Source organism: Mucilaginibacter sp. dw_454 (assembly GCF_018449775.1).
Taxonomy (GTDB): Bacteria; Bacteroidota; Bacteroidia; order Sphingobacteriales; family Sphingobacteriaceae; genus Mucilaginibacter.
This window is the reverse complement of sequence record NZ_JAAVVB010000001.1, coordinates 1,311,361-1,335,831: the sequence shown is the minus strand read 5'-3', so window position 1 is coordinate 1,335,831 and position 24,471 is coordinate 1,311,361. Positions and strand designations below refer to the sequence as shown.

General features: G+C 41.4%; 23 protein-coding genes. 9 read left to right on the top strand and 14 right to left on the bottom strand.

All coding sequences use genetic code 11. The features are described from left to right. Positions 1-21 precede the first annotated feature (21 nt). Positions 22-312: a YciI family protein gene (locus HB679_RS05965; protein WP_214071015.1), complete on the top strand. Its 291-nt coding sequence runs from the start codon at positions 22-24 to the stop codon at positions 310-312. A 5-nt stretch (positions 313-317) separates the two neighbouring features. Here the strand turns inward: HB679_RS05965 and HB679_RS05960 are convergent, their stop codons facing one another. The 4 genes from HB679_RS05960 to HB679_RS05945 all read right to left on the bottom strand — a co-directional run bounded on the left by HB679_RS05960 (position 318) and on the right by HB679_RS05945 (position 6,121). Further along, positions 318-1,319 (bottom strand): acyltransferase, encoded by a 1,002-nt coding sequence (locus HB679_RS05960; protein WP_214071014.1) that lies wholly within the window; start codon positions 1,317-1,319, stop codon positions 318-320. Positions 1,320-1,411: 92 nt separating this feature from the next. Next, a complete protein-coding gene (locus HB679_RS05955; protein WP_214071013.1) occupies positions 1,412-2,167 on the bottom strand; it encodes a hypothetical protein in 756 nt (251 codons plus the stop codon). Positions 2,168-2,305: 138 nt separating this feature from the next. Then, positions 2,306-3,154 (bottom strand): aldo/keto reductase, encoded by an 849-nt coding sequence (locus HB679_RS05950; protein ID WP_214071012.1) that lies wholly within the window; start codon positions 3,152-3,154, stop codon positions 2,306-2,308. Positions 3,155-3,349: 195 nt separating this feature from the next. Next, complete coding sequence (locus HB679_RS05945) at positions 3,350-6,121, bottom strand: carboxypeptidase regulatory-like domain-containing protein (protein WP_214071011.1); 2,772 nt, start codon at positions 6,119-6,121, stop codon at positions 3,350-3,352. A 169-nt stretch (positions 6,122-6,290) separates the two neighbouring features. Here HB679_RS05945 and HB679_RS05940 point away from each other — a divergent pair, with 169 nt between their 5' ends. Continuing rightward, the gene (locus HB679_RS05940; RefSeq protein ID WP_214071010.1) at positions 6,291-6,758 is read left to right on the top strand and encodes a CYTH domain-containing protein; all 468 of its coding nucleotides are present in this window, start codon (positions 6,291-6,293) and stop codon (positions 6,756-6,758) included. Between the two features lie 70 nt (positions 6,759-6,828). Here HB679_RS05940 and HB679_RS05935 read toward each other — a convergent pair whose 3' ends face one another. Continuing rightward, positions 6,829-7,044 carry a hypothetical protein gene (locus tag HB679_RS05935; RefSeq protein ID WP_214071009.1) on the bottom strand — a complete coding sequence of 72 codons (216 nt, stop codon included), beginning with the start codon at positions 7,042-7,044 and terminating at the stop codon, positions 6,829-6,831. Positions 7,045-7,327: 283 nt separating this feature from the next. On the opposite strand from HB679_RS05935, the gene HB679_RS05930 reads away from it, so the two are divergent. Further along, a complete protein-coding gene (locus HB679_RS05930) occupies positions 7,328-7,525 on the top strand; it encodes a hypothetical protein (protein ID WP_214071008.1) in 198 nt (65 codons plus the stop codon). An 8-nt stretch (positions 7,526-7,533) separates the two neighbouring features. Here HB679_RS05930 and HB679_RS05925 read toward each other — a convergent pair whose 3' ends face one another. Then, positions 7,534-7,815: a pyrimidine/purine nucleoside phosphorylase gene (locus HB679_RS05925; RefSeq protein WP_214071007.1), complete on the bottom strand. Its 282-nt coding sequence runs from the start codon at positions 7,813-7,815 to the stop codon at positions 7,534-7,536. Positions 7,816-7,917: 102 nt separating this feature from the next. Further along, a complete protein-coding gene (locus tag HB679_RS05920; protein ID WP_214071006.1) occupies positions 7,918-8,640 on the bottom strand; it encodes a class I SAM-dependent methyltransferase in 723 nt (240 codons plus the stop codon). Between the two features lie 103 nt (positions 8,641-8,743). Here HB679_RS05920 and HB679_RS05915 point away from each other — a divergent pair, with 103 nt between their 5' ends. Beyond that, entirely contained in the window at positions 8,744-9,625 is an 882-nt protein-coding gene (locus tag HB679_RS05915; RefSeq protein WP_214071005.1) for a LysR family transcriptional regulator, read from the top strand. Between the two features lie 156 nt (positions 9,626-9,781). Here HB679_RS05915 and HB679_RS05910 read toward each other — a convergent pair whose 3' ends face one another. Next, complete coding sequence (locus HB679_RS05910; protein WP_214071004.1) at positions 9,782-10,447, bottom strand: DUF4397 domain-containing protein; 666 nt, start codon at positions 10,445-10,447, stop codon at positions 9,782-9,784. 133 nt (positions 10,448-10,580) lie between these two features. Further along, positions 10,581-11,276, bottom strand: a complete 696-nt coding sequence (locus tag HB679_RS05905) for a DUF4397 domain-containing protein (RefSeq protein WP_214071003.1) — start codon at positions 11,274-11,276, stop codon at positions 10,581-10,583. 180 nt (positions 11,277-11,456) lie between these two features. Between HB679_RS05905 and HB679_RS05900 the strand changes: the two genes are divergently transcribed. After that, a complete protein-coding gene (locus tag HB679_RS05900) occupies positions 11,457-12,392 on the top strand; it encodes a cation diffusion facilitator family transporter (protein ID WP_214071002.1) in 936 nt (311 codons plus the stop codon). Between the two features lie 395 nt (positions 12,393-12,787). Here the strand turns inward: HB679_RS05900 and xth are convergent, their stop codons facing one another. Beyond that, positions 12,788-13,561, bottom strand: coding sequence for an exodeoxyribonuclease III (xth, locus tag HB679_RS05895; protein WP_214071001.1), 774 nt, complete (start codon positions 13,559-13,561; stop codon positions 12,788-12,790). A 299-nt stretch (positions 13,562-13,860) separates the two neighbouring features. Here xth and mutS point away from each other — a divergent pair, with 299 nt between their 5' ends. Together mutS and HB679_RS05885 are read left to right on the top strand one after the other, a co-directional pair. Continuing rightward, the gene (mutS, locus tag HB679_RS05890) at positions 13,861-16,470 is read left to right on the top strand and encodes a DNA mismatch repair protein MutS (RefSeq protein WP_214071000.1); all 2,610 of its coding nucleotides are present in this window, start codon (positions 13,861-13,863) and stop codon (positions 16,468-16,470) included. Positions 16,471-16,547: 77 nt separating this feature from the next. Beyond that, a complete protein-coding gene (locus HB679_RS05885) occupies positions 16,548-17,126 on the top strand; it encodes a C40 family peptidase (protein ID WP_214070999.1) in 579 nt (192 codons plus the stop codon). Here HB679_RS05885 and HB679_RS05880 read toward each other — a convergent pair. From HB679_RS05880 to HB679_RS05870, 3 genes are all read right to left on the bottom strand, one after another. Beyond that, positions 17,123-17,944, bottom strand: a complete 822-nt coding sequence (locus tag HB679_RS05880) for a TMEM175 family protein (RefSeq protein ID WP_214070998.1) — start codon at positions 17,942-17,944, stop codon at positions 17,123-17,125. The two genes, HB679_RS05885 and HB679_RS05880, sit on opposite strands and share 4 nt — an antisense overlap. A gap of 143 nt (positions 17,945-18,087) precedes the next feature. Next, positions 18,088-19,998 carry a DUF3857 domain-containing protein gene (locus HB679_RS05875; RefSeq protein ID WP_214070997.1) on the bottom strand — a complete coding sequence of 637 codons (1,911 nt, stop codon included), beginning with the start codon at positions 19,996-19,998 and terminating at the stop codon, positions 18,088-18,090. After that, positions 19,995-21,983 carry a DUF3857 domain-containing protein gene (locus tag HB679_RS05870; RefSeq protein WP_214070996.1) on the bottom strand — a complete coding sequence of 663 codons (1,989 nt, stop codon included), beginning with the start codon at positions 21,981-21,983 and terminating at the stop codon, positions 19,995-19,997. The genes HB679_RS05875 and HB679_RS05870 overlap by 4 nt, the downstream gene beginning before the upstream one ends. 119 nt (positions 21,984-22,102) lie before the next feature. Between HB679_RS05870 and HB679_RS05865 the strand changes: the two genes are divergently transcribed. Further along, positions 22,103-23,110 (top strand): 3'-5' exonuclease, encoded by a 1,008-nt coding sequence (locus HB679_RS05865; RefSeq protein WP_214070995.1) that lies wholly within the window; start codon positions 22,103-22,105, stop codon positions 23,108-23,110. A 7-nt stretch (positions 23,111-23,117) separates the two neighbouring features. On the opposite strand, the gene queG is transcribed toward HB679_RS05865, so the two are convergent. Beyond that, the gene (gene queG, locus HB679_RS05860; protein ID WP_214070994.1) at positions 23,118-24,056 is read right to left on the bottom strand and encodes a tRNA epoxyqueuosine(34) reductase QueG; all 939 of its coding nucleotides are present in this window, start codon (positions 24,054-24,056) and stop codon (positions 23,118-23,120) included. Positions 24,057-24,130: 74 nt separating this feature from the next. Here queG and HB679_RS05855 point away from each other — a divergent pair, with 74 nt between their 5' ends. Further along, a complete protein-coding gene (locus tag HB679_RS05855; RefSeq protein ID WP_214070993.1) occupies positions 24,131-24,376 on the top strand; it encodes a hypothetical protein in 246 nt (81 codons plus the stop codon). The last annotated feature ends 95 nt before the right edge of the window (positions 24,377-24,471 follow it).

Genomic DNA, 24,471 nt, shown 5'->3' with positions numbered 1-24,471 from the left:
CATAAACTAAATCTCAAAACCATGAACCAATACCTGATTACCGCATACGATCATACCGACGAAGGCGCTTTTGAGCGCCGAATGGGCGTACGCCCGCATCATCTTGATGGTGTCCGCGAACTAATAGCAACAAATAATTACCTAATAGGCGGCGCTATGCTTAACGAAGAAGGGAAAATGATAGGCTCGACCATGATACTACAATTTGAAAACGAAGAAGAGCTGGATGCCTGGCAACAAGGCGAGCCATACATCACCCAAAAGATCTGGGAATCGGTAGATATTAAGCCATTTAAAGTGGCTCAGGTTTAATTATTCTACCTAAGAACCTTGTTGATTTTAGGTTGTAACACTACCTCTATTAAATAAGCAAGGCCCAAGAGCAGTATTATTTTAAAAGGTAGCTCTATAGCCAACGGCAGGTGAAGGTTTGACTGCACCAAAATAGGATAGTGGAGTATGTAAATACTATAAGAAATGGGTGCAATCAGAGCAAACGGCTTCAAGACCCGGAGTACTTGTTTTAAGACCGATGTAAAATAAACAGATAGCAGCATACACAGAAATGCAAAGCCAAAATGCCTTAATACCAGGTAAGGATATACGCCTGGTTGGATGAAATGTTGTTGCCTATAGTTGTAAAAAGCCGGCACGGCCAATAATAGAATGACCATTGCGTAATAAAAGAACAACGTTTTTACCTGTGACTTGCCGGTGCCATTTATAAAATATATGGCCAATTCAAGCCCGCTCCACCAAATCATAAAATAGGCAAACACCAAAAAGATATGGTTAGGGAAAAGTACATAGATCAGCAAGTTTAATATGGAAACCATACCGACAATATGAGCTCTATTTGCGCGCTTAGCAATAATGGGGAATATAAGCGGGAACAGTAAGTAAAACACCCATTCATAAGAAAGCGACCATAAAGGTGTATTACCTAAAAAAGGCTCGACTATATTGCCGGGTTTACCAAGCCCGAAATCTTGCAGCATGAATAAATTACCCAATAATTCTTTGATCGAAAAGTAGCCGCCAACTAGCACCACAGAAACAAGCATGGCGCAAATCAACGGGAAATAGATTCTTCTGAAACGTTTGATAAAATATTCGCGAAGTGTTTCGTTTTTCTTTTCGAACGAATAAAAAATCACAAAGCCGGATAAAATAAAGAAAATGATCACAGCCTCCTGCCCAAACTTAAATAGTACCCCCAGGTACGCAGGTGTATTTTTTAAACTCAGGACGCAATGTCCAACAGCTACATAAAAGCTTGCAAAACCTCTGAGAGATTCTAGTATGGTTATTTTCTTCACTTAAAATGATAGCGAATAGCTAATGTACCTATTTCCCGATAAATATAAAGTCCATAAAAAAAGCCCCGCAATGCGCAGAGCTTTTTTTCATGTTATTTTTTTGATATTGTCCCGGTGGATAGATTGACTATGTAAGAGGTACGGTCTAAGATTATAAGCGCCTTGTTATTACCTTCGAAAGTTATATTGCCACTGTAAGTAAATGTCCCTTTTTTTGTATTGCCGTTTATACTTACAGTACCCGTGCCGTTGTCAATAATAGCTTGCGTGGCCGGGGTGAATTTTGCTATAACAATATTATTTAAATTGATGTTAATGATGGTTGTGCCATTAAGTGTGGTATCTGCCTTTAATTTGAATGTGCCGGTAGAACTGTATTGCACGTTCATGGTATAATTGGGCGATGTTTTGATTAATCCGGTTACGTTAGTAACGGATGTTATAGCCGTTGTAGTCAACAATTTATCATTCTCATAAAATCCGGTAAACGATAAGTCGCTGGTGACATTGTCCGGGTGATGATTGTCGTCGCAATTAAGCTGACTTATAATTTTATGTTTGAAATAGTAAGTGGTAGCGGCGTTAGGCAAACTTTTGCGTATAACCGAATCAATACGCGCTACACCACAACCTTTATTGGATATATAAGCTAATTGAGAATAATTTGAAATATCATTTGAAAAAGCTGCAAAACCATCAGATCCGGATGAAAGCGCCCCACTAATCATCTGTGCTGATTCCTCGCTGCTGATTGGTTGGGGTATAGGCGGAGGTGTTTTTGCCTCTTTTTTACAAGCTATAACGCCTATACAAAGAATTATAATTATGAATTTAAGGGGGTTGTTCATAATACCGGTGCCGAATATTCTTTAAAGCTAAATATTTTTTCAGTTAAATGCTATGTAATGAAGCGAATTTTTGACTGCATCGATCAACAAAAAAAGGGATAACAAGATGCTATCCCTTTTTTATCCGAAATATCTCTATTAAGCAGGCGATATGGTATCCAGCTCCTTAATATCATTATCAGATAATTGAATATTCGTTGTTTTCATATTTTCTTCCAGGTGTTCAACGCTTGATGTGCCCGGAATTAACAGGATGTTATCTGCATGGTTCAATAACCAGCTTAAAGCAACCTGGTGTACTGTGGCTCCATACTTGTCAGCTACAGTTTTCAGCTTATCCTGGGCAGCTACGTTACCTGCATTTAGCGGAAACCATGGTATAAATGCTATGCCTTGTTCTTTACAATAATTGAGCACCGGCTCCCATTTACGGTTGTCAACGCTGTACATGTTTTGTACCGATACTACATCAAAATAATTCTGAGCATCTTTAATATCCTCGACACTTACTTCAGATAAGCCAATGTGTTTTACCTTGCCGGTTTGCTGTGCTTCCTGTAAAAACTCGAAGGTTAGTTCGGCCGGTACTTTAGGGTCTATGCGGTGCAGTTGGTAAAGATCTATTTGATCAAGCTTTAATCGCTTTAAACTTCCATCCAAAGCTTTCCTTAAATGATCAGGATGCCCATTTACCGGCCATTGATCGGGTCCGGTACGCTCTAGTCCGCCTTTGGTGGCTATGACCAATCCATTAGCGTAAGGATGCAAAGCCTCGGCAATTAGCTCTTCCGAAACATTTGGGCCGTAGCTGTCAGCGGTATCAATAAAGTTTACACCTAGTTCAACAGCGCGTTTCAACACGCGAATAGATTCGTCATGATCTTTTGGTGGACCCCAGATACCCTTGCCGGTGATGCGCATAGCGCCATATCCAAGGCGATTAACGGTTAAATCGCCACCTATTGTAAGTGTTTTGTTGTAAGACATAGCTTTTACTTTGTTGTTAGTTAGATAACAGCCAAGTTAGATGAATGGTTTTTGCAAATGCTGGGTTAAGCGTCATTTTAGATGACAACCATATAAAATAAAAAACTGTCATTGCGAGCGGAGCGTGGCAATCGCAAGGAAGCAATATTCGCGATTGCCACGCTTCGCTCGCAATGACAGATAGAATGAATTATGTTACCTCACCGTATACCGATACACCGTACGCCCTATATTCCCTTTATCGTCAATGCCCTCAACAATAGCGCGGTAGGTACCGGTGCCGTCGGCGTTAAAAAAGTCAAATTTGGCGGTGCCGGTATCTTTATCAGTTACCAGTTTAGGGTTCCAATAAATGGTGGTGCGTAAATCGCCACCCAGTACACCGGTTTTAGTGGCATCATACTTTGGCGAGTAAAATTCGCGGGTCATGTAATATCCCTTAGGGGTAAAGTTTACAGCGCTGTATTGCGGGGTTAGCAACTCCTGCAATAATTTTTTATCCAATGGTTTTTTCTCTGCTTTTTTACTGCTGATAACTAGTACACCGGCAGTGTTATCCATTCTGTTCAACCCGCTCAAACCATCGTTATTATAAATTTCTATCTGGTCAATAGTAGCCGGATCAACGCTTTGCAACCTTAAATAATCGGTTACATTGCCATCCAGGTATATGGCCACCTCTGTTTTGTTACCTGTATTGTAGTTACGCGTGATGTAGAATTTATCATTATCCCAGGTTATGCCCGGCAGCTGGCCCTTTATACAGTCGTAAAGGGTAGGGCAGCCTGAAAGGCGAGAACCATCAAAAACATGATCAGGAATAGCACCCAATCCTATTAAAAATGGAAAATCGGCATGACTCTGTTTTTTTGGTTCCGTTTTTTCTTTAATCACCACCTCTTTCAAGTTGTGCGAGTTGTCGTTTATTCTTTTGTCGTTGAGCAGGTAATTGGTCATCGCCGTATCGATATTTGCTATCTCATCCGGTGCGGTAACGCTTGGTACTGGTGGCTGCGGGGTAACATTGTTTACAATAATCAGCATGTTATTGCCATTGGTATTGCCGCGTGCATTAACTACAGCTTTTGCCGAATCCGGGAAGTAAAGTTTTGGTATAATAAACTCGCCATCTCTATTAGTATTTACGGTTGATGATATCCGCATATTCTGTATGTAGAAGTTTACGATACCATTAGGTACCGGCATACCGGATGCGGTACGAAGCGTGCCTGAAACTGCGATACCATCTTCGGGCGAGTATTTAATGGTTGGCGTTTTGTTAGCTAAAATATCGCTAAAGGTAACACGGCGATAACCTTGGGTAAGCATTAGCACATCCAGGTCGGCGGCGGTTTTAGCGCTGGTATTGGTAAAATAATAATTTGGCTTCTCTATATATCCTTTTAACTCAGACGTTAGTAATAGGTTAGTTAAAATGGTGGTTTCGGCAGTTTCATTGTATGGAACCTTGGTGTCATCAATTACCGTTACCGAAAGGTTTGCCAGGGCCGGAGTACCCGCAGGTGTTTTAGCCGTAACATTAAAAGGCACCTGATCGCGGGTACCATAAGTGGTTTTTGGCGTGCTCAGACTTATCTTTAACTGATCATTACGTTGTATAAAAAGCACCCGCTCGGTTAAAGCATCGCTACCCAAAAATACAGTGAATTTAGCTACACCAGATGGAAACTTTGATTTTGGTATGGTAATGTCATACGTTTTACTGGCTAACGCCGTTTGCCCGGCATAACATACCACCTGGCCCGATTGCCCTAACAAGGTAAGGCGCTTATTTCTATTGATAGCAAAAAAGGCGTCGCTGACGTTCATCGTCACGATAACTTTTTCCGGATCGGTGTTGTTAATGCCTATGCCCATCCCATTGTCTTTTACGGCCGGTAAATCATAAACGGTTTGTTGCCCACCAGGGAAAACTACATTGGCTTTATAGGTTTTGCCCGATGCCGGGGTGAACTCAAATACGCCCATACCTAAGTGCTGGGTAGTTAAACTGGCTACGGTTGCGCCACTGTTATCAGTAACTGTCCCGGTAATATCTATGCCTAACCCATCAGGTTTTACAGCTTTAAAACCTACTTTTGATTTGATACCGTTAATCAGATTTCCGCCTTCCGGAAAAAATTGCACATCAACAGGCGAGGCTGTGTTTCTAAGCGTGAATGACCGGTTAATGGTGTTGTTATTGATATCAAGATCAGCAAATAAAGTAGCCGTTTTCAGGTCTGATATTTTATTAGTAGTAAAACTCACGTTGATATTGCCCTTAGCGTCGGTGATGCCTCTGCCTTTAGCTATATTATCATCCTCGGTGTTGCTTTGTGCGCGCCAGCTAAATTTACGCCCTGCATAATCACGATTATCAACCGTAGTATAATGTATCACCGCGTCAATCTTTGCTGAACCATTTTTTAGTATCTGACTGGAAAGTTGAATGGTGCTGTAGACATTTTTATCTATCTTATCCATCAAAGTGCCCACCGGTATAGTTTTATTAAAATAATACTCGGGGTCGAAATTGCGCATCCAGTTAGTGTAAGCCTGTACGTGGTAATTACCTTCTTTAAAACTTTGCTGAAGTAATTTAATGTCGCCATAACCCATGCCATCGGTAACAGGTAATTTCATGCGTTGTACTACCGAATCGCGGGCATTTAAAACGTCTACATAAACAACCTTGCTCAGTGCGGTTGGCAAATGTTTGTTTTTGGTCATGTCATCATTTATGGTAACATCCATGGTAATATAAGCTTTAAACCAAATGGTGTCGCCAACAGCGTAGTATGGTTTATCAAAATGCAGGTAAACTTTCTCGAAGGGATAGTCGCCGTTATATTTTATGGTTTTGGTAACGATGGTTTGCGCACTTATAGTATCAGATTGTGAAAAGGCCGACAGGCTAATGGCAATAAATGAAAATAGTAGTGTAGTAAATTTTTTAAGATTCATTACTGTGTTTCAAGGTATGTAAAAGATGGATAAATATATCTATTTATGCACTAGTATAGCAAGGCATATGCTACTTTAACATTTTTTTACAATTGGTAGTATAAAGGGCGTTAGTTTGTATTGTAACAAACGCATTATATAGCTGTTATTGCCACAACAAAATAAAAATATGGGAATTGAAATTGAACGTAAGTTTTTGGTTGATCATAAAAAATGGCAAGCGCTCAATAAGCCCGCCGGCACGAAATTACGACAGGGTTATATAGTTGACGATCAGACCAGGACCGTACGCTTACGTATAGCTGGTGATAACGCCTGGCTAACCTTTAAAGGCGGTACCCAGGGAATAAGCCGCACCGAATATGAATATGATATACCAGTAGGTGACGCTGCAGAATTATTTGAGCAGTTTGTAAAATCAGGCCTTGAAAAAACGCGTTATTGCATAACCTATGCAGACAAACTTTGGGAGGTTGATGTTTTTGAAGGCGATAACAACGGCTTAATAGTAGCCGAAATAGAATTGGATAGTGAAGATGAGCAATTTGAACTACCGCCCTGGATAGGCGAAGAGGTAAGCGACGATCCGAGGTATTACAACTCGAGCTTGTCTGTACGGCCTTTCAAAACCTGGTAAAATAAATAAGGCAGCCTCGTAGATACGGGACTGCCTTATTTATTTACAACGGCCTTAGCCGGTTGTTTTTTTACCAGCCACTGCCTTTTTTAGCAGCGCCGCTAGCGATATGACCTTCAGCCGTAGCTTTGCTCATAATTGCAGCCATTTTGTTGCCTGCCGCGTCAGCGCCGGTAGCAATGTATCTGCCAGATTTTACGTCAATAGTAGGATCTACCATTGGTACGTTTTTAGTTTTGGTTTTTACTGAATAAGCGGTAATGCCGCCACTTGTAGGTGTTGCCATGATAAGTTTTTAATTGTTTAAAAAAGTTAACCTTTGTTAGGTGTGAATTGTTTCCACAAACATAGTTTACTTTTATTAAGTAGTATATAAATGTTAAAAAAAATTATAGTCTAAAATGTTGATAAGTGGCCATTTTAAGGCCTTTTTTCTGTTTTTGTGGAAAACTTATTAAGCTCATTGCTATTGACAGACCCTTTTTTTAGCCAATACTTGATTATAGAAGTAAAAGTTAAATATTTAACTTAGTGTAAACAAATCATACAATTACAACTTACAGCTATATATGGGCAGAAGAGACAGCAGCATTACATACCTTATACTAGGCTTATATGCATTAATGATTAACTGGTACTACAACCACTCCATCATATTATTAATACTGTGCTACATTTTCTGGCCGGTGTATTTAATATATGAGCTGCTAACAGGCGGCCTGTCACATGGCATGTGGAAACACATACCGTGGAGCTACTTTAATTAAATATTAGCCTACTGGTATTTACAAAGGTATGAGACCTGGCCTTCTGCCTTTACTTTGAATGATGTATTGGCAGCAACCTTAAATGATTGGCCATTGGTGTAGCTTTTCCATTTTGTTTCTCCCGGCAACAGGGCAATGAGTTCGCCTTCAATTACGGTCATGGTTTCAGGGGTGGCAGTGCCAAATTCGTACTCGCCGGTTTCAATTACGCCGATGGTAGATTTACCGTCAGCAGCAGTATAAGCAAGCGACTTAACCGCGCCGCCAAAATATTCGTTTACGTTTATCATTGTCTTGATTTTTTGTGGCCGAAGATGATAAAAATAAAAATATCGGCATCCGAAAAATTAAAATAATTCGGTGTGCCGATATTGAATTTCAATAAGCTTAAACTACTTTATAGCGCCAAATGCCGCGAAGTAAGAGTTTTTGTGCAAAATCTCTATACTTTTAAAGCCTACCTTTTTTAACAAGTCGGTTTGGAAATTGATGGAGCGTGGAGTATCCTCATGCGCCACATAGTCCAATACCTTTTGGCGATACTCCGGCCCGCCAAGCGTATCCAGGTAATCGCTGTAGCGTTTATAGAATAGCTCCTCCAGTGGCTTTGTGTCGTGAGTGATTAAATCAGAGATCCAGAAACTGCCACCCGGGCGCAAAGCTTGATATATTTTGGTAAACACATGCTCCCAATCGGCATCGTCGCGTAAATGATGTAACGTAGCGGCAGCCAAAACAATATCCAGGCTATTATCGGCCAAATTTAAATTACGCATATCATCCTGGATGATGGTAACCTGTCCGTTAGTTTGTGGCTTAACCCGTTGTTGGGCGCGCTCCAGCATGGGGAGGCTTAAATCGTTCAAAGTGCAGTTTAAGTTGCTAACTTTAGATAACATCTTTAACGTATAGTTACCGGCGCCGCAGCCAATGTCCAACAGGTCTGTAGCATTAGGGTTTACATATTTGGCAGCCTCTGTGCAAAGTTCTAAAGTTAGCGGAGCATCAATGGTGGTGGCCTGGCCGGTCTCTAAATTCGAGAAACGCTCTACATCATTATCAAAACGTGTTCTGATCTCGTCGTTGGTAGATTTTTTAGAATAATCAATACTCATAGGTTGTGTTATTAGTTTGTGATTTGTCAAAGCTATCCGTTTTTACAATATTTGAAAAATATCAATTTTATCAATTATTGATATCTATAAAGTATCATTGAGTATGGAAATCAGACACCTGCAATATTTTAAAGCCGTAGCCCAGCACCTGCATTTCAGAAACGCGGCTGCCAGCCTGTTTATTTCGCAACCCCCGCTAAGCAGGCAAATCAAGGAGCTGGAAGATGAGCTTGGTGTGCAGCTGTTTGCGCGAAATAACAAACGCGTTGCATTGACCGAGGCCGGGAAATATTTCCTTTCATCAGTTGATTCAATCTTTGCTCAATTAGAAGAAAGCAAGAACATGGCCCGCCAAATACACCGGGCTGCTGATAGTGGCGAACTCAAAATTGGTTACATTAGCTCAGTGTACCAACCTTACCTGGCCGAAATATTGAAAGCCTTACGTATCGAGTTTCCTTACATCAAAACCAACCTGTATGAACGCCCCACCGTTAAACAGATAGAAGCATTGGAACAAGGACAACTGGACGTGGGTATTTTACGGGCGCCGGTACAATCAGAACACCTAATGGTTAAGACTTTGTTTTTTGATCCGTTTATGGTAGTTATCCCGGCAACAGGCAGTAAAAAATACAACCGGCAAGAGTTAACAGAATTCTTGAAAGACAAGCCTTTCATCTTTTTTAATAAGGAATACGCGCCCCAGTATCACAGCAAATTGGTTGAAATATGCCACAGGATGGGGTTTAAACCCGAAATTACACACGAGGTTAATAATGTTCACTCTATAGTACAACTGGTAGAAGCCGGATTGGGGGTATCTATTTTGCCATCGTCGCTTAAACAGCAGTATGCCAATTTACAGCTCACATTTATAAATTTAACCGATATACCTGTAAACAGCGAGGTGGTTTTAGCCTATAAAAAATCAAACCTCAGCAGTGCGCTTAAATGGTTTATTCAAAATTACCAGGGAAAATAATGTTACCGGCGTATGGTGCGTATAAACATCATTACAGCTATAAATATTACTGCAAGGTAAACTAGTTTCATAGATTTATAAAGGCCGATAATTGCCGGCCAACAAAAATAAAAAAGCCCGGTAATGCTACCGGGCTTTACTGTTATAAAAAATTAGTTATTTCTGTAATAATACGGTGGCCTGCAAATCGGCCTGTAGGGTGCCAGATAAATAAATGGTGTAAATATGGCCGGCTTCGATAGCAGTTGTTATATGTATTAGTTCTGTAGTAGTACCGGTAGAAAGCGCCGAAAAGGTAGTGGCCGGATCGGCATTAAAATAATCTGAATTTACCGCAAGCGATAATTTACTGGCCAGAGTGGCGCCACCAGCAACTGCAAAATCAACAGCAGTTGGCACACCTGGGTTTAAATTGATAAACCGCACACGTGCCTTGCCTGTTGCGGGCGCACTTAAATCGTCTTGCATGGCTACAGTAGTTCCGCCAAAATAAAATATGCTGTAATATAAGCCGGGCTGCGGTGTAATGGTAAACGCGGTTAAATTAACACCGTTCGAAGCTGTTTTAAAAGCAGCCGGATGATCGCCGCTGCTCACAGAAACGTAAGCAGAACTTTGCGTATAAGCCAGGGGCGTTGTAGTTTCTTTAGTAGCATCTACGTAAAAATCAAAAGGCGAGTCGGCCTCTGATGCATTGGTTACTTGTACATAAGAAGTACCGGTAACTTCATTTTTTTTACTGCATGACGTTGCGCCCAATAACAAAAATGCTAAGGCAGAAAATAACTTGGTGGTTGTTTTAAAAGTCAAAGTTTTGTTCATAATTGGATAATAAAAGGCAATTATACAAAGATTAGCTATGTTTTAAGTTTATATTTTATAGCAGGATTTTATTAAACGATGATAAAGTGTAACAGAAATGCCCGCTATAATGGCTTATAACGGGCATTCTTTATCAATATTGCGTATAGTTCTGTATCAAAACGTGATAAGAGAGCGTGGCTGGTGTTGCACCCGAAATATATACGGTATAAACACGGGTAGCTTCTACTGTCATAGGGATGCTTAAAGCTACCGCTGGTGTGCCTGCCAGGTATACCGAAAACCTGGTATTTGCATTGACACTGCTATAAGCCGAAGCTGTTTTGTAAGCCAGGCCGCTAACCATTTTGGCCGAGTCTGTTATGCCAATATCAACCGCCGAATTTATGCCGGAACTTAGGTTAACAAAGCGGATTCTTGCTTTAGCCGAATCTGGAGTAGTACGGTCATCGGGTATTACAAGAGTCGATTTATCATCAACATAAAATGCAGTGTAATACTTTCCGGCAACACTGGTTAACGTAGCCGAACTATTTACGCCGCCACTACCGGTACTTTTAAATGACAACTGATTGGTGCCTGCTTTTACGCCAACGTATTCTGTAGATGCCGTGTAAGGCAAAGGGCTGGTAGTGAGTTTATTGTTGTCGGCATAAAAATTCAGCGAGTCAGAACCTTCGGCGGCATTTACAGCCAACACAAAGGCTGAAGCAGTCGGGGCGGCGGCACTATCGTCTTTTTTAGAACAAGAGTTTAGGCAAGCTGCAAATAATAACGCAGCAGAGGCCAATAACAGTTTTGGGGCAGTGTAATTGATGTTTGTTTTCATAGTAATTTAATGTTAGATAGATTTTACAGATAACATTAAATATAGCTGCGGGTTTTATAAATTATTTTTAGACGATAATTTTATGCTTGTTGCGATAAAATAACTTGCTTTAAAGAACTAGTAATGAGCTTTTTCTAATTTCATCGAAACATAAGCGGGCCAATTCTATTATTGATTGAAATGGCAACGATTAAGAAAACTATTTACGCAGCGCTTTTGGCCAACTTGTTAATAGCTGTTACCAAATTTGTTGCCGGTACTATAAGCCGCAGCGCGGCTATGATGGCCGAGGGCGTACATTCGGCAGTCGACACCGTAAACCAATTACTGTTGTTGCTGGGGATTAGCCTGAGTAAGAAAAAGCCGGACAAGTATCATCCGCTGGGTTATGGTAAAGAGCTGTATTTCTGGTCGTTTGTGGTATCGATATTGATATTTGGTTTGGGCGGTGGTTTATCCATATACCAGGGTGTTACCCATATTTTGCAACCGGTTGCCCTGGGCGATCCTAAGTGGAGCTACATTGTATTAGCTATATCCGTTGTTTTTGAAGGGACGTCACTAATTATAGCTGCTATTGAGTTTAATAAGCTGCGCGATGGACAAACCTGGTGGGATGCCATCATCAACAGTAAAGACCCATCAACTTTTTTGGTTTTGTTTGAGGATAGCGCGGCGGTAATTGGTTTATCCATAGCGGCCCTGTTTTTATACCTGAGCCATCATCTGCATAAACCTTATTTAGATGGCGTAGCTTCACTTTTGATTGGTATTATATTAGTCATAGTGTCTTTAATTCTTGCGCGCGAAAGCCGCAGCCTGCTGATGGGTGAGGGGATCAGGAAGAACACAAAGAAGCGAATACATGAAATTGTAGAGCGTGACCCGGCAGTAATGGACTTGATGCACCTGATGTCCACCTATCAGTCGCCCGACGAAATCCTGATGATGCTGATCATTGCTTTTAAGCCTGACCTGGACACAGCCGAGATCAATGAAGCCATAGACCGCATTCGCGAGCAGATCAAACAAGAATTTGGCCGTATTCGTTTTGTAATTATTCAGCCTGATGTTTTTGAGGATGAGGTTAATCCGGATGTGCAGAATTATATATAACGTGTGCTTGCGCTAAGTTGTCTCGCTGGGTATTACCTTGCTTTTGGGTATCTTAACAAAAGCCGTCATTGCGCGGCCACTACGCAATCTCTACAACAGACAGTCATCGTGCACATTGATTAGCAAGTGTAGAGATTGCTTCGTTCCTCGCAATGACGCGTGGTTGATTAGCGCTAAATATCCCCGCCGTTGTTCGGGTTGTCACCACAGGTGTTAGGAAGACTCAAAAAAAACCTTTTGTCATTCTGAACGGAGTGAAGAATCTTATATAATTGGTAGGCACCACTATACTTTACGGCGTTTATATCGCACGTATAAGATTTTTCGCTATGCTCAAAATGACAAAAATAGATCTTCCGAACACCTGTGGTGTTGGCACTAACAACATAAAACGCTTAAACATCAGCCAACTCAACCCAAACCGGCGCATGATCGCTTGTTTTCTCCCAACCACGCACATGCTTATCAACCCCGGCGGCCAGCAAACGTTTATCAACTTCAGGACTCAATAAAAAATGATCAATCCTTAATCCGGCGTTACGGCCGTAGGCATTCCTGAAGTAATCAAAAAAAGTATAAATGATTTCATTGGGATAGAGCTTGCGCAGTGCATCGGTCCACCCTTGCGCTACCAGGCGATGGAAGGCCTCGCGTGTTTCAGGGCGAAAGAGGGCATCGTCCAGCCAGCGCTCGGGTTTGTAAACGTCCAGTTCAGTCGGCATTACGTTATAGTCGCCCGTTAATACTACCGGGATACCGCGGGCCAGCAAACCTTCCGCATGGCTGATGAATCGCTCGAACCATTGTAATTTATAATCGAACTTTGGCCCGGGAGCAGGGTTGCCATTAGGTAAATACAAACAGCCTATGACAATGTCGTTTACCAACGCTTCAATATAACGGCTATGCAGATCTTCCGGGTCGCCGGGCAAACCGCGTTTCAATTCTTTGATTTCGCCTTTGGCTAAAACAGCCACGCCGTTCCAGCTTTTCTGGCCATGCCATATGGCGTTATATCCCGCATCAATAATAGCTTGCTCCGGAAATTTCTCTTGCGGAGCTTTCAGTTCCTGCAGGCAAACCACATCGGGTTGCGTTTCTTCTAACCAGCGTAATAATACCGGCAGGCGGCCATTTACACCGTTAACATTGTAGGTAGCTATTTTCATGATTTAAACTTATAAAAATAACTCTACGTGTTCAAGTTTGTTTCACCAGATAAAATTGGCACGATAAAATTGAAACAAAAAATGACTTTTAAGTATTTTTTAGTGTTTCATTTTGTTTCACTTATTTTTATTAACTATTTAATAGTCAATATTTTAAGCGGAAATACTGTTTCACTTGTTTCATTTGGCATACACTCACGTGAAACAACACTATCCACATAGCTGTAAATTTTCAACAATCCTGCTAAAGCCGGGCTAATGCTTTAACTTTACCCATCACTTAAAAAGGAGTAAACCGCTTGTCAAAGATCGCTACCAAAGAAACACCCTTAATGCAGCAGTATAATACCATTAAGGCCAAGTACCCTGGCGCTTTGCTGCTGTTTCGCGTTGGCGACTTCTACGAGACCTTTGGCGAGGACGCCATTAAGGCTGCAGGCATTCTGGGTATCACCCTGACCCGCAGAGCCAATGGCGCTGCTACGCATATTGAATTAGCAGGCTTCCCGCATCATTCGCTGGATACCTACTTGCCTAAATTGGTGCGCGCCGGGCAGCGGGTAGCTATTTGTGACCAACTGGAAGATCCCAAGAGCACCAAGACCATCGTAAAACGTGGGGTCACCGAATTGGTTACGCCGGGTGTAGCTACTAACGACAACATCCTTAATCAAAAGAGCAATAACTACCTGGCATCGCTGTATTACGAGAAAAGCAGCATCGGCATAGCGTTGATTGATATTTCGACAGGTGAGTTCTTAACCGCCCAGGGAAATAGCGACTATATAGACAAACTATTACAAGGCTTTACACCAAGCGAGGTGATCTACCCTAAAAGCCGCCAATCCGAGTTTAAAGACGATCACGGTGACCGGTACTACACCTATACCTTAGATGAGTGGCCATATAGTGGCGATTACGCTTATGAGACCTTGTTGAAGCACTTCGGCGTTAAATCGTTAAAAGGCTTTGGTATTGATAAGTTGAACCTGGGCATTGTAGCTGCCGGTGTGGCATTGCATTATCTGAACGAGACAGAACACCGCAATCTGCAGCATATCTCAGCTATCAGCAGGATAGAAGAGGACAGATACCTATGGCTGGATCGTTTTAGTGTCCGCAACCTGGAACTGATAGGCTCGGCCAATGAGAATGCACATACGCTGGTTGACGTATTGGATCAAACCTGCTCACCCATGGGTGCGCGCTTGCTGCGTCGATGGATAGTGATGCCGCTTAAAGAGCTTAAACCTATCAACGATCGCTTAGGCGTAGTTGAATATCTGATCAACGAGGAAGAGCTGCGTGAGGACCTGCAGCAACACATCCGCCAGATTGGTGACCTGGAGCGCCTGATCTCAAAGATTGGCCTGCAGAAGGCTAACCCACGCGAGGTTTGCCAGTTGAAGAAGGCTTTGATAGCTATTGAAACTATTAAGAAACTATGTGAGGGGTCAGGTAGTCAACCATTAAAAGCTATTGGCGAACAGTTGAATCCATGCACAACCATCTCTGACAAGATAGCCCGCGAACTGCATCCTGAGCCGCCGGTAATGCTGGTTAAAGGTTCTGTAATGAACGATGGAATCAGCGAAGAGCTGGACAGGCTGCGTAAGATAGCCTTCGGCGGTAAGGGCTACCTGATAGAGATTCAAAAACGCGAAGCGGAGAGCACGGGTATACCATCGTTGAAAGTATCGTTCAATAATGTGTTTGGCTATTATTTGGAGGTTACCCATAGTCATAGGGAAAAGGTACCAAGCGACTGGATCCGCAAGCAAACACTGGTTAACGCCGAGCGCTACATTACCCCCGAACTTAAGGAATACGAAGAACAGATCCTAGGCGCTGAAGAGAAGATCCTGGCTTTAGAAACCAAGCTATATAACGACCTGCTTTATGCCCTTGCCGAGTATATCAAGCCCATTCAGTTGAATGCGCAGCTGGTAGCCCGATTGGATGTGTTACTGAATTTCGCTACCATATCTATTAAAAACTACTATGTTAAGCCTGAAATCAACGAGAGCAGGATCATCGATATTAAAGGCGGACGTCACCCGGTAATAGAGAAGACATTGCCGCAGGGCGAGGACTATATCACTAATGATGTTTTCCTGGATTCTGAAACACAACAAATCATCATCATCACCGGCCCCAATATGGCGGGTAAGTCGGCTCTGTTAAGGCAGACCGGTTTGATAGTTCTCATGGGGCAGATGGGTTGTTTCGTGCCGGCTAAATCGGCATCGATAGGCTTAGTGGACAAGATCTTTACCAGGGTAGGAGCATCGGATAACTTGTCATCGGGCGAATCGACTTTTATGGTGGAGATGAATGAAACGGCGAGTATCCTCAATAACTTGTCAGACCGCAGTTTGATCTTACTGGATGAGATTGGCCGCGGTACATCAACCTATGATGGGATCTCTATTGCCTGGTCAATAGCTGAATATCTGCATAATCATCCTACAGCAAAAGCCAAGACGCTGTTTGCTACCCACTACCATGAGCTGAATGAGTTAAGCAATACCTTCAACCGCATCAAGAACTTTAACGTTACAGTTAAGGAGATTGGCCATCAAATCATCTTCTTGCGTAAGCTGGTGCCGGGTGGCAGCGAGCATAGTTTTGGTATCCACGTGGCTAAGTTAGCAGGTATGCCACCCAAAGTGTTGAGCCGCGCTAATGAAATACTCAGGAAACTGGAAAACGAACGCACTGGTGGCGAGCATATCAAAGAAAGTATCCGCAAAGTGCAAAAGCAGGCCGTGCAGATGCAAATGTTCAGTATCGACGATCCGGTATTGGTGAAAATCAGAGATAACCTGAATAACCTCGACGTAAACACCCTAACCCCGGTAGAGGCTCTGATGAAGCTTGACGAGATCCAACGTTTGATCAAAGGCTAGTCGTTTCGTGCGTCCAAATGTGGATATGTTAACAATATGCACAATCAGCATGGCCTTATGCCGTTTAAATTTACGGTATGAATGCAAACGGCTACCTAAAACATAGTTTTATTCTGATCATCAGCAGCCTGGTGCTTTCAGCGTGCCATGCCAAAAAAGCGGTATTGAAAGGTGAACCCGGGGAGATCGTCCAACCTCAAGCAAGCATAGCCGATAAGTACTCTCAATTGATGGGGGTAAAGAAAGATGATATCACCAATGGTCGCCTTTACAATTTCGTCGAACTATGGGCCGGCGTTCCTTATAAATTTGGCGGACTTGATAAGGACGGTGTTGATTGTTCGGGCCTGGCTTTATTGCTTGAAAAAGAGGTGTATGGCATTACTTTGCCCCGCATTACCTGGCAGCAGGTGGCAATAATCAAACGCAAATATGAAGAGGACTTAAAAGAGGGTGATCTGGTGTTTTTTGATTTCGACGGTAAACAGTTTAGCCATGTAGGCGTATATTTGCAGAATGGTTACATGGTTCATGCCAGTTCAACCAAAGGAGTGATTGTGGTGCCTTTGCATGGAGCTATGTACAAATATTTCTCGCGCGCAGGGTCTATTAATGTTGATTCATTAAACCAAGTGTCTGCTCAAAAGGTTGATTAATCAGACTCTTCTTTTTTCCTGGCCTCTGCTTCTTTGCGCTTTTTAATAGTATTTCTGGTTGTTGGTATTTTAAACCTGTTATTTTTGGCGTAATTATACAGATGAGACATAACAAGGCCGCGGTTGCTGCTTTGGGGATAGTAATGTTGCTTTAACTTATCCATAATAAAACCAAATATCCCACCCACAATCATTGGTGTTATAAAAGGTAGTTTAAAGAAATTAAGAAAGCCCAAAACCACTAAAAAAGCAGGAGCCAGAAATAGGCTTATTTGGGTTACCTTCCATTCCAGTTCATTTTCGAGATTAGAAGTGTGTACGCACAACTGCTCGCGATTACGCAGCAGATACCAGGCTATTAGTGAGTGTATAAATACTGTTAATAAAAACACAGCTATATAGAGCTCAAACCCCCATGCGCTTTGCACAGGAAGCGATGTGAAATCTTTAAATTGACCCAAGGTAAACTCGCTAAGCCATGTTGAGATAGCAAAAGGGAATAAGGTTATTGAAAAAAGAAAAGCAAGATTGAGTACCAATAAATTGCGGTCATAATCTTTTAAATAGCGGAAGAGCTTTAAATGCGCCATCCAAAACCGACCTACCAGCATAAAAGTAATGAAATAAGCAATCAAGCGTATAGCGATCTGTTTAAAAGCATAATATGAGCTGCGTAGATCAGCATTCTTTAAACCTTCAGGCAACTTGATATCCAACACCATAATAGTAAGGATAATAGCAAATACGGCATCGGTAAACAAGATGACCCTCTCCAATTGAAATTCTTTCTTTATTTCTTCTTCCTCGTTTATGTGCATAAGCTAAATATAAAATGATAATTTTGTACCCAATATGTCAAAGCAGGACTACTCTTTCTGGACAAAATACAAAAGATTTGCGGGCACCGAAATTTTACTTTACGTAATTATGGTGTTGGGCATTATATTAGGGATATGGATCTTTAGTTAGTTTTTTTAACTAATGATACGCTATAGTTGTCAGACTCAGCAACCTCCCTGAAAAAATCGACAAACTCATCATACGTTTCTTTACTGTAAATACCGTCAATGACTTTTATTTTGCGCTTATAATGAAGCTGATTATTATTGAGTGTAACAGTGGCATCGTAAGTACAAAAAGGTTTGCTCAAATGAATATCAAGCGGATTTTTTTCAAACTTATAACCTTTAGGTAAATTAAAAACAATATCATCCTCATCAACAGAACCTTCGTTAATATAAACCGGGGTCGAGCGATTTCTTAGTTCACGGAAATCGCTTCTAAACCTGTTTGCCGGATTTACCAGGAAACTTAAACTATTGCTATTTAACGCTGCATACTCGTGCGCCGAAAATTTAAGATCTTCTATAATACTGGGTTGAATTGATTTATGTTCATTGAAAGTTAAGCTCTCAATTTCCATGTCGTTGATAGGATACAGATGTTTGATCTCTTTTGACCGTTCAAGTGGTGAGCTGTTAATCATATATACACGATTGTCGTATTGTTCACCATCAAAAACTGTTTGCATAGTGCCCTCCAGGTCTCCGGTCTCATCAATCTTAAGCTCTGCTTTACAGACCTGACTATTCAAGTCTGCCTGATATTTGGGTGTGTGTAGTAGTTTGCCTCCCTCTGGTGTGCATGCCAACACCAGTCGGTCGTCAGTAAACTTGCTCAAAAATCCGAAAGGGATCTGCTGACTAGTGCACTCAAGCCAGGTTGTGTCATTTTTAAAAGGGAGGCATAAAATAATATGATCGCCCTGGTTCATGCTGGCAAAATCAGGCATCATGCTCACTTTGGGTTCGCCTGCTTCAACAACGCAGTACCATGAATCTATACCCGCTGCCTTTAACATGGCTTGAGTATAATTTACCAATGCTTTACAATCGCCATAATTTAGGCGGTCTACATCTGCAGCAAGCATGGGTTGATATCCGCCTATACCGACTTGTATACTTACATAACGAGTTTTACCCTGCATATACTCGTACACTTTTTTGGCTTTTTCTTTTGGATCTGTCATACCAGCAGTCAGAGCCTTCACGTGTGCCAAGGTGGTTTCTGGTAGTTCTTCACGCCCGGTTAAGAGCTTTTCGTAGATCCATTTGCCTAAACTTTCCCAATCAGCATAGCTTCCGGTTATCCCGTTATAAAAAAAGTCTTGTGCAGCAATATTTACGCTGCTTAAATAGGTGTTTTTATCGGGGCTGAAAGGCTCTTTTCTAATTGCCTTTAAATTAGCTACTTCCCATATGTACGTTTTTAACCCGTTTTCTGCATCAATATGTACTTTTTGAGGCATGTTTAATTCTTTATACCGAATATTTAAATCAGAATTACACATTAGTTTGAATGAACTTTTTTGAACAGACAAACCGTTTCCTTCATTTGGTTGCCAGCCCGCAATATTAAGCGACTGTTTTGAACGCAACTCATATTCGTAGGCAATAGTGTAGGGATAGTCAGTAATTGAAGGTTGATAATATTTCATCCTGGTATCCTCATATAACGAAATATCGTCTATTGCAGCTACGTCTTCTAAGTTACTGGTGCTTAGTTTACCTGTTACAGCCCCAAAGCTATTGTAAATTACGCCCTTAAAATCGCGCAGACTTTCATTTTTATCGGTAGTCCAGGCCAGATTTACCAAATCGTCGCCATTTTTATTTAATACCGTGATGGCACCTTTAACATGCCTGATAACATTGCTGGCAGATTTTATCTCCACCGTAGTTTGCTGGTCTCTTATCACAGCGCTTGCATAAGGCAAAAGTTCTTTCGGTATCAAAGAAACATCATAGTTGGCTTGTGCCTGGGCAAAAACACTAAACAAACACAGTGCAAAAAATAACAACACTTGTTTCATATCTTTTTCTTAAATATCATTTCAGTTTTTTCTGAAAGGATCATTTTATTATATAATTCTTTTAAATACGGATATTCTAAAGAGCCATATACAGATTTGGTAAATTTGGTGACATGAGATAACGAAAAGGAGTTATCGCTTTCTGTATAATCAACCGCAAAAGCGCCACCTGCCGCAGGCAAAGCAAATTGTTCATCCTTTGGCGGGTTTTCAATGGTATAACCCTCCGGTAAATGCAGGTTTAATATAATTCTGTCTTCTGACGGCATTCCCCAGTCAACAGAATAACTTCTTTCTTTTAGTTTAAAAGGGTTGGTTGTTATCTTGTTGAATATAAACGGGTTGAAGCTTAGTTTTTGATGATCGAGACTTTTATAAGCATCTATTTCAACTTCGTAAACTTCACTTATGGGCTTATCTAAGCTATCAACATTCGTAACATCTGCTTTTTTTATTTTGATCTTGGTCCATCGGTTATCCAAATCTTCGACATACTCATCAATTGAATTGAATTTTTTGATCGCTTTTCGTGTAATGTAAGCCTGGTAGCCTCTGGAGTAACGGGTAATTGTGCCGGTTAGTTTGCCATTATCTGTCAAAGTTAAGTTCAAAATTGTTGTAGAACTTTGAATACTTGGCGCTTTTATTTCCATCCAGTAAGAAGGCTTATTAATTGGCATTACCCGTCCCTGATCGTTTAAACAACGCAGTGGCAGCATTCCAAAAGATAGTAGCGGGTCTGTAGCGTCTAGTAAATAAGTTTTGTTTCCGATATCTGCCCTTACTATAACATAATTAAACTCAGTAATAACGGGATAAAATTTGTTAATGACCCCATGCGCCCGGGTGGATATCAATACCGGCTCTGCATTTATACCCGCCGACCATAATGCAGATACCAACGCCAGGTTAACGTCGCCCGAGTTGCCGGTATGTTTCTCGAGTGCGTCTCGCAAGCCTGTTGTGCCGAAATCGTCAGCCTCATTCCATTTTATGCTTTTTTGAATGTAGGCGTATATTTTTTTCGCTTTGTCCATACTGTCTGTAACGCCTTGAATTATCGGGAGTATTCGTTCTTTCAGAAGATCCTTATGCTTTATCTGGCCCCCGAAATAATCGTTGTGTTTTAATATATCGTCTACGTCTTTCCATTCTTTGGCAATTTTGTTGTGCGCTCCGTTGCTGGGGTCTGTAAATTCATTTAACTCAAAACGTAAAGCTGCTATGAAATTACGAGGAGATGTCATATAATCTTCCACAATAAAAGCCGGAATATTGCTCATGCCGTAAACAAAATGAGAGCAATCTGCTTTGGATCCAAAAATGTTCATGCATTCCTGGTCTATAGTTCCTTCCTTTTTATCGAAATCGAGTGCGCCTACTTTCAAAGCGCTAAACGCCCAAAAACCAGGGATATGGGTTTCATAAACCGACTTTATTTTGGGGATATCGCTTTGAAAGAGCCACTCATGGAAATTCTGAAAATACGGGCTGGTTACTGTGTATTTATATTCAATAACACAGCCTTTGTGAAGCGCCGGCATAGTAAACTTAACTAATGTATGGTTTGTTGTTTCCTTAATAGTGAATATTTGTGCAGGTGTAAGTTCTGCAGACTGCATTCTGCCGGCGTCGTCTTTGTACACGGTTACACCTTGTATATCAGTAATATCTTCTTCTTCACTTTTACCAATGTACAGAGGCACTTGTACGTTACCCTTATCAAAACCCTCGTTATCAAAAAGCTTTATTTTGATATGATAGGTATATACCAACCGCACATTGCTATTATTCACAAAAACCAGTGCAGCGTCGCCATGCTCATTTAATACAACAGCATGTGCAGACGAATCTCTGGCATAGGCAGGCATATTCAATTCTGCCAGAGAGACATTGTTATAGGTAAAATCTTGAGCATGAGTTATATTTAAAAACAAGGTAGTAAAGAGTAGTAGTAGCAATAGCCTTTTGGTGATGTTGGTCATTTCGGTTGTTTAATAACCGAAAGATAAATTTTTTTTAGCGAAAGAAATATTACAGATATAAATTTATTCTGTCGTTTTTTTTAGACTTTTGCAACCTGAACTACGCTGATAAATAAATCATGAAATTAAACTTAAAGCGCCCATTGGCTTTCTTTGATCTGGAAGCTACCGGTATAAATATTGGTGTCGATCGTATTGTCGAGATATCAATAATCAAATTGCATCCGGATGGGAGCGAAGAGGTTAAAACTTGGCGCGTAAATCCGGAAATGCCTATTCCTTTGGAGTCGTCTTTGATACATGGCATATATGATGAGCATATTCAAAATGAAAGCACCTTTGGAGCGTTGGCACCTTTAGTGGCTGAGTTTTTAGCAAATAGTGATTTGGCCGGTTTCAATTCCAATAAATTTGATATACCCATGTTGATGGAAGAATTCCTACGCGTAGGGGTTGACTTTGATTTGGATGATCGTAAGTTTGTAGATGTGCAAAACATCTTTCACCAAATGGAGCAGCGCACACTAAAGGCGGCTTACCAGTTTTATTGCCAGAAAGATATCATTAATGCACATTCTGCAGAATCAGATACTCGTGCAACCATGGAGGTGTTGTTAGCACAGGTTGAGCGTTACGAAAATAAAGAGTGGGAAGATAAAAAGGGAAACCGCAGCATACCGGTGGTTAACCATGTAGAAGGTTTACATAAATTCACTAACCTTAATCGCCCGGTAGATTTTGCCGGACGTATGGCCTTTAATGATGCAGGCGAAGAGGTGTTTAATTTCGGCAAACATAAAGGCAAGCGCGTCGAGGATGTGTTTAACATCGAACCAAGTTATTATTCATGGATGATGCAGGGCGATTTCCCTTTGTATACTAAACGCAAACTGGAAAGTATTTACAAACGCTGGAACGATAAGCGCAAAACAGAGCGTCAACAACAACCGGCACAGCCTAAACCGGCCGTACCTGCACCAAAAGCCGAAGAAGCTAAACCGACGCAACAAAAGCCTTATCAAAAACTGAATAATCAGCAACAGTTATTCAAGAAACCAGAAGAACCCGCCAAGCCGGTTAATGAAGATATGTTAAAACTATTGGCCGATAAGTTCAAGAAAGGATAAAAAGCGATCAATCTATCCTTTTCAGAAAATCGATATTTCTTTTCAGGCCGTTAAACTTGGTACGTTTAACGGCCGAGTTTTTAAACACTTTTTGGAAAACGTCTTCGGTGATTTCCCGAAGGTCATTATTATTCAGACCAAGGAGTTCCGGGTGAGGGTTAAATGCCGGCTCGCTGTGGATCACCGAGAATTTGTTCCATGGGCAAACGTCCTGGCAGATATCACAGCCAAACATCCAGTTATTCATTTTGCCCTTAAATTCCTGCGGTAGCTCATCTTTAAGCTCGATGGTAAGATAAGAGATACATCGGCTGCCATCAACCACGTAAGGGCCTACAATGGCATCTGTAGGGCAGGCATCAATACAGCGGGTGCAGGTGCCGCAATGGTCGGCGGTGGGTTCAACGTCGTATTCTAATTCAATATCTACAATCAGTTCTGCTAAAAAGAAAAACGAACCTGTTTTTTGATTAATGAGATTGCTGTTTTTACCTATCCAGCCCAGACCGGCTTTTTTGGCCCAGGCTTTATCCAGCACAGGGGCCGAGTCTACAAATGCCCGGCCGCCAACTTCGCCTATTTTTTCATTAATAGTGTCTAATAGTTGCTTCAGCTTGTCTTTGATGACAGTATGATAATCCTGCCCGTAAGCGTATTTGGATATTTTGGGTGCAGATGGATCGAGCTGTGCATTTTCGGTATAGTAGTTTAATCCCATGGAGATTACCGACTTGGCGCCATCCACAAGTAAGCGAGGGTCAAGGCGTTTATCGAAATGGTTCTCCATGTAGCGCATCTTACCATGCATGTTTTTATTGAGCCATGACTCCAATCGGGGAGCTTCATCCTCCAGAAATTCTGCTTTTGCGATGCCACAAAACAGAAAGCCTAGTTTTTTGGCTTCGTCTTTGATAAGTTTACTATATGCCGATTTGCTTTGCTGCATCGCTACAAAGATAATACAAATACAAACAGGCTATTGCATCAGAATAAAACGTCGATTTAAGTAAACACTACGTTATGGAAACCACCGAAATTAAAAACCCAAAAGACGAGCAGATCACCAATGCGGACTCTGCTGTAACCAATAAAGACGGAGACAATGATCTGGAACAAGGTACACCGTCTCACAGTGAGCAGGATGTTGATGAGCAACCGACAACATTTGATCTGTCTACAGAAAATAATGGCGACCCAACCGTTCAAAAGCCCGAAGATGAAGATCCCTCAAATAAAGGTAAAGGACCGAAAGGGGAGAATTTATAATCCGAATAAATCAGATTTGTCATCCTGCGCATAGCGAAGGATCTTATACACGCAATAATTGAGCATAGTCAGGTTGTCATTCTATAAGATTCTTC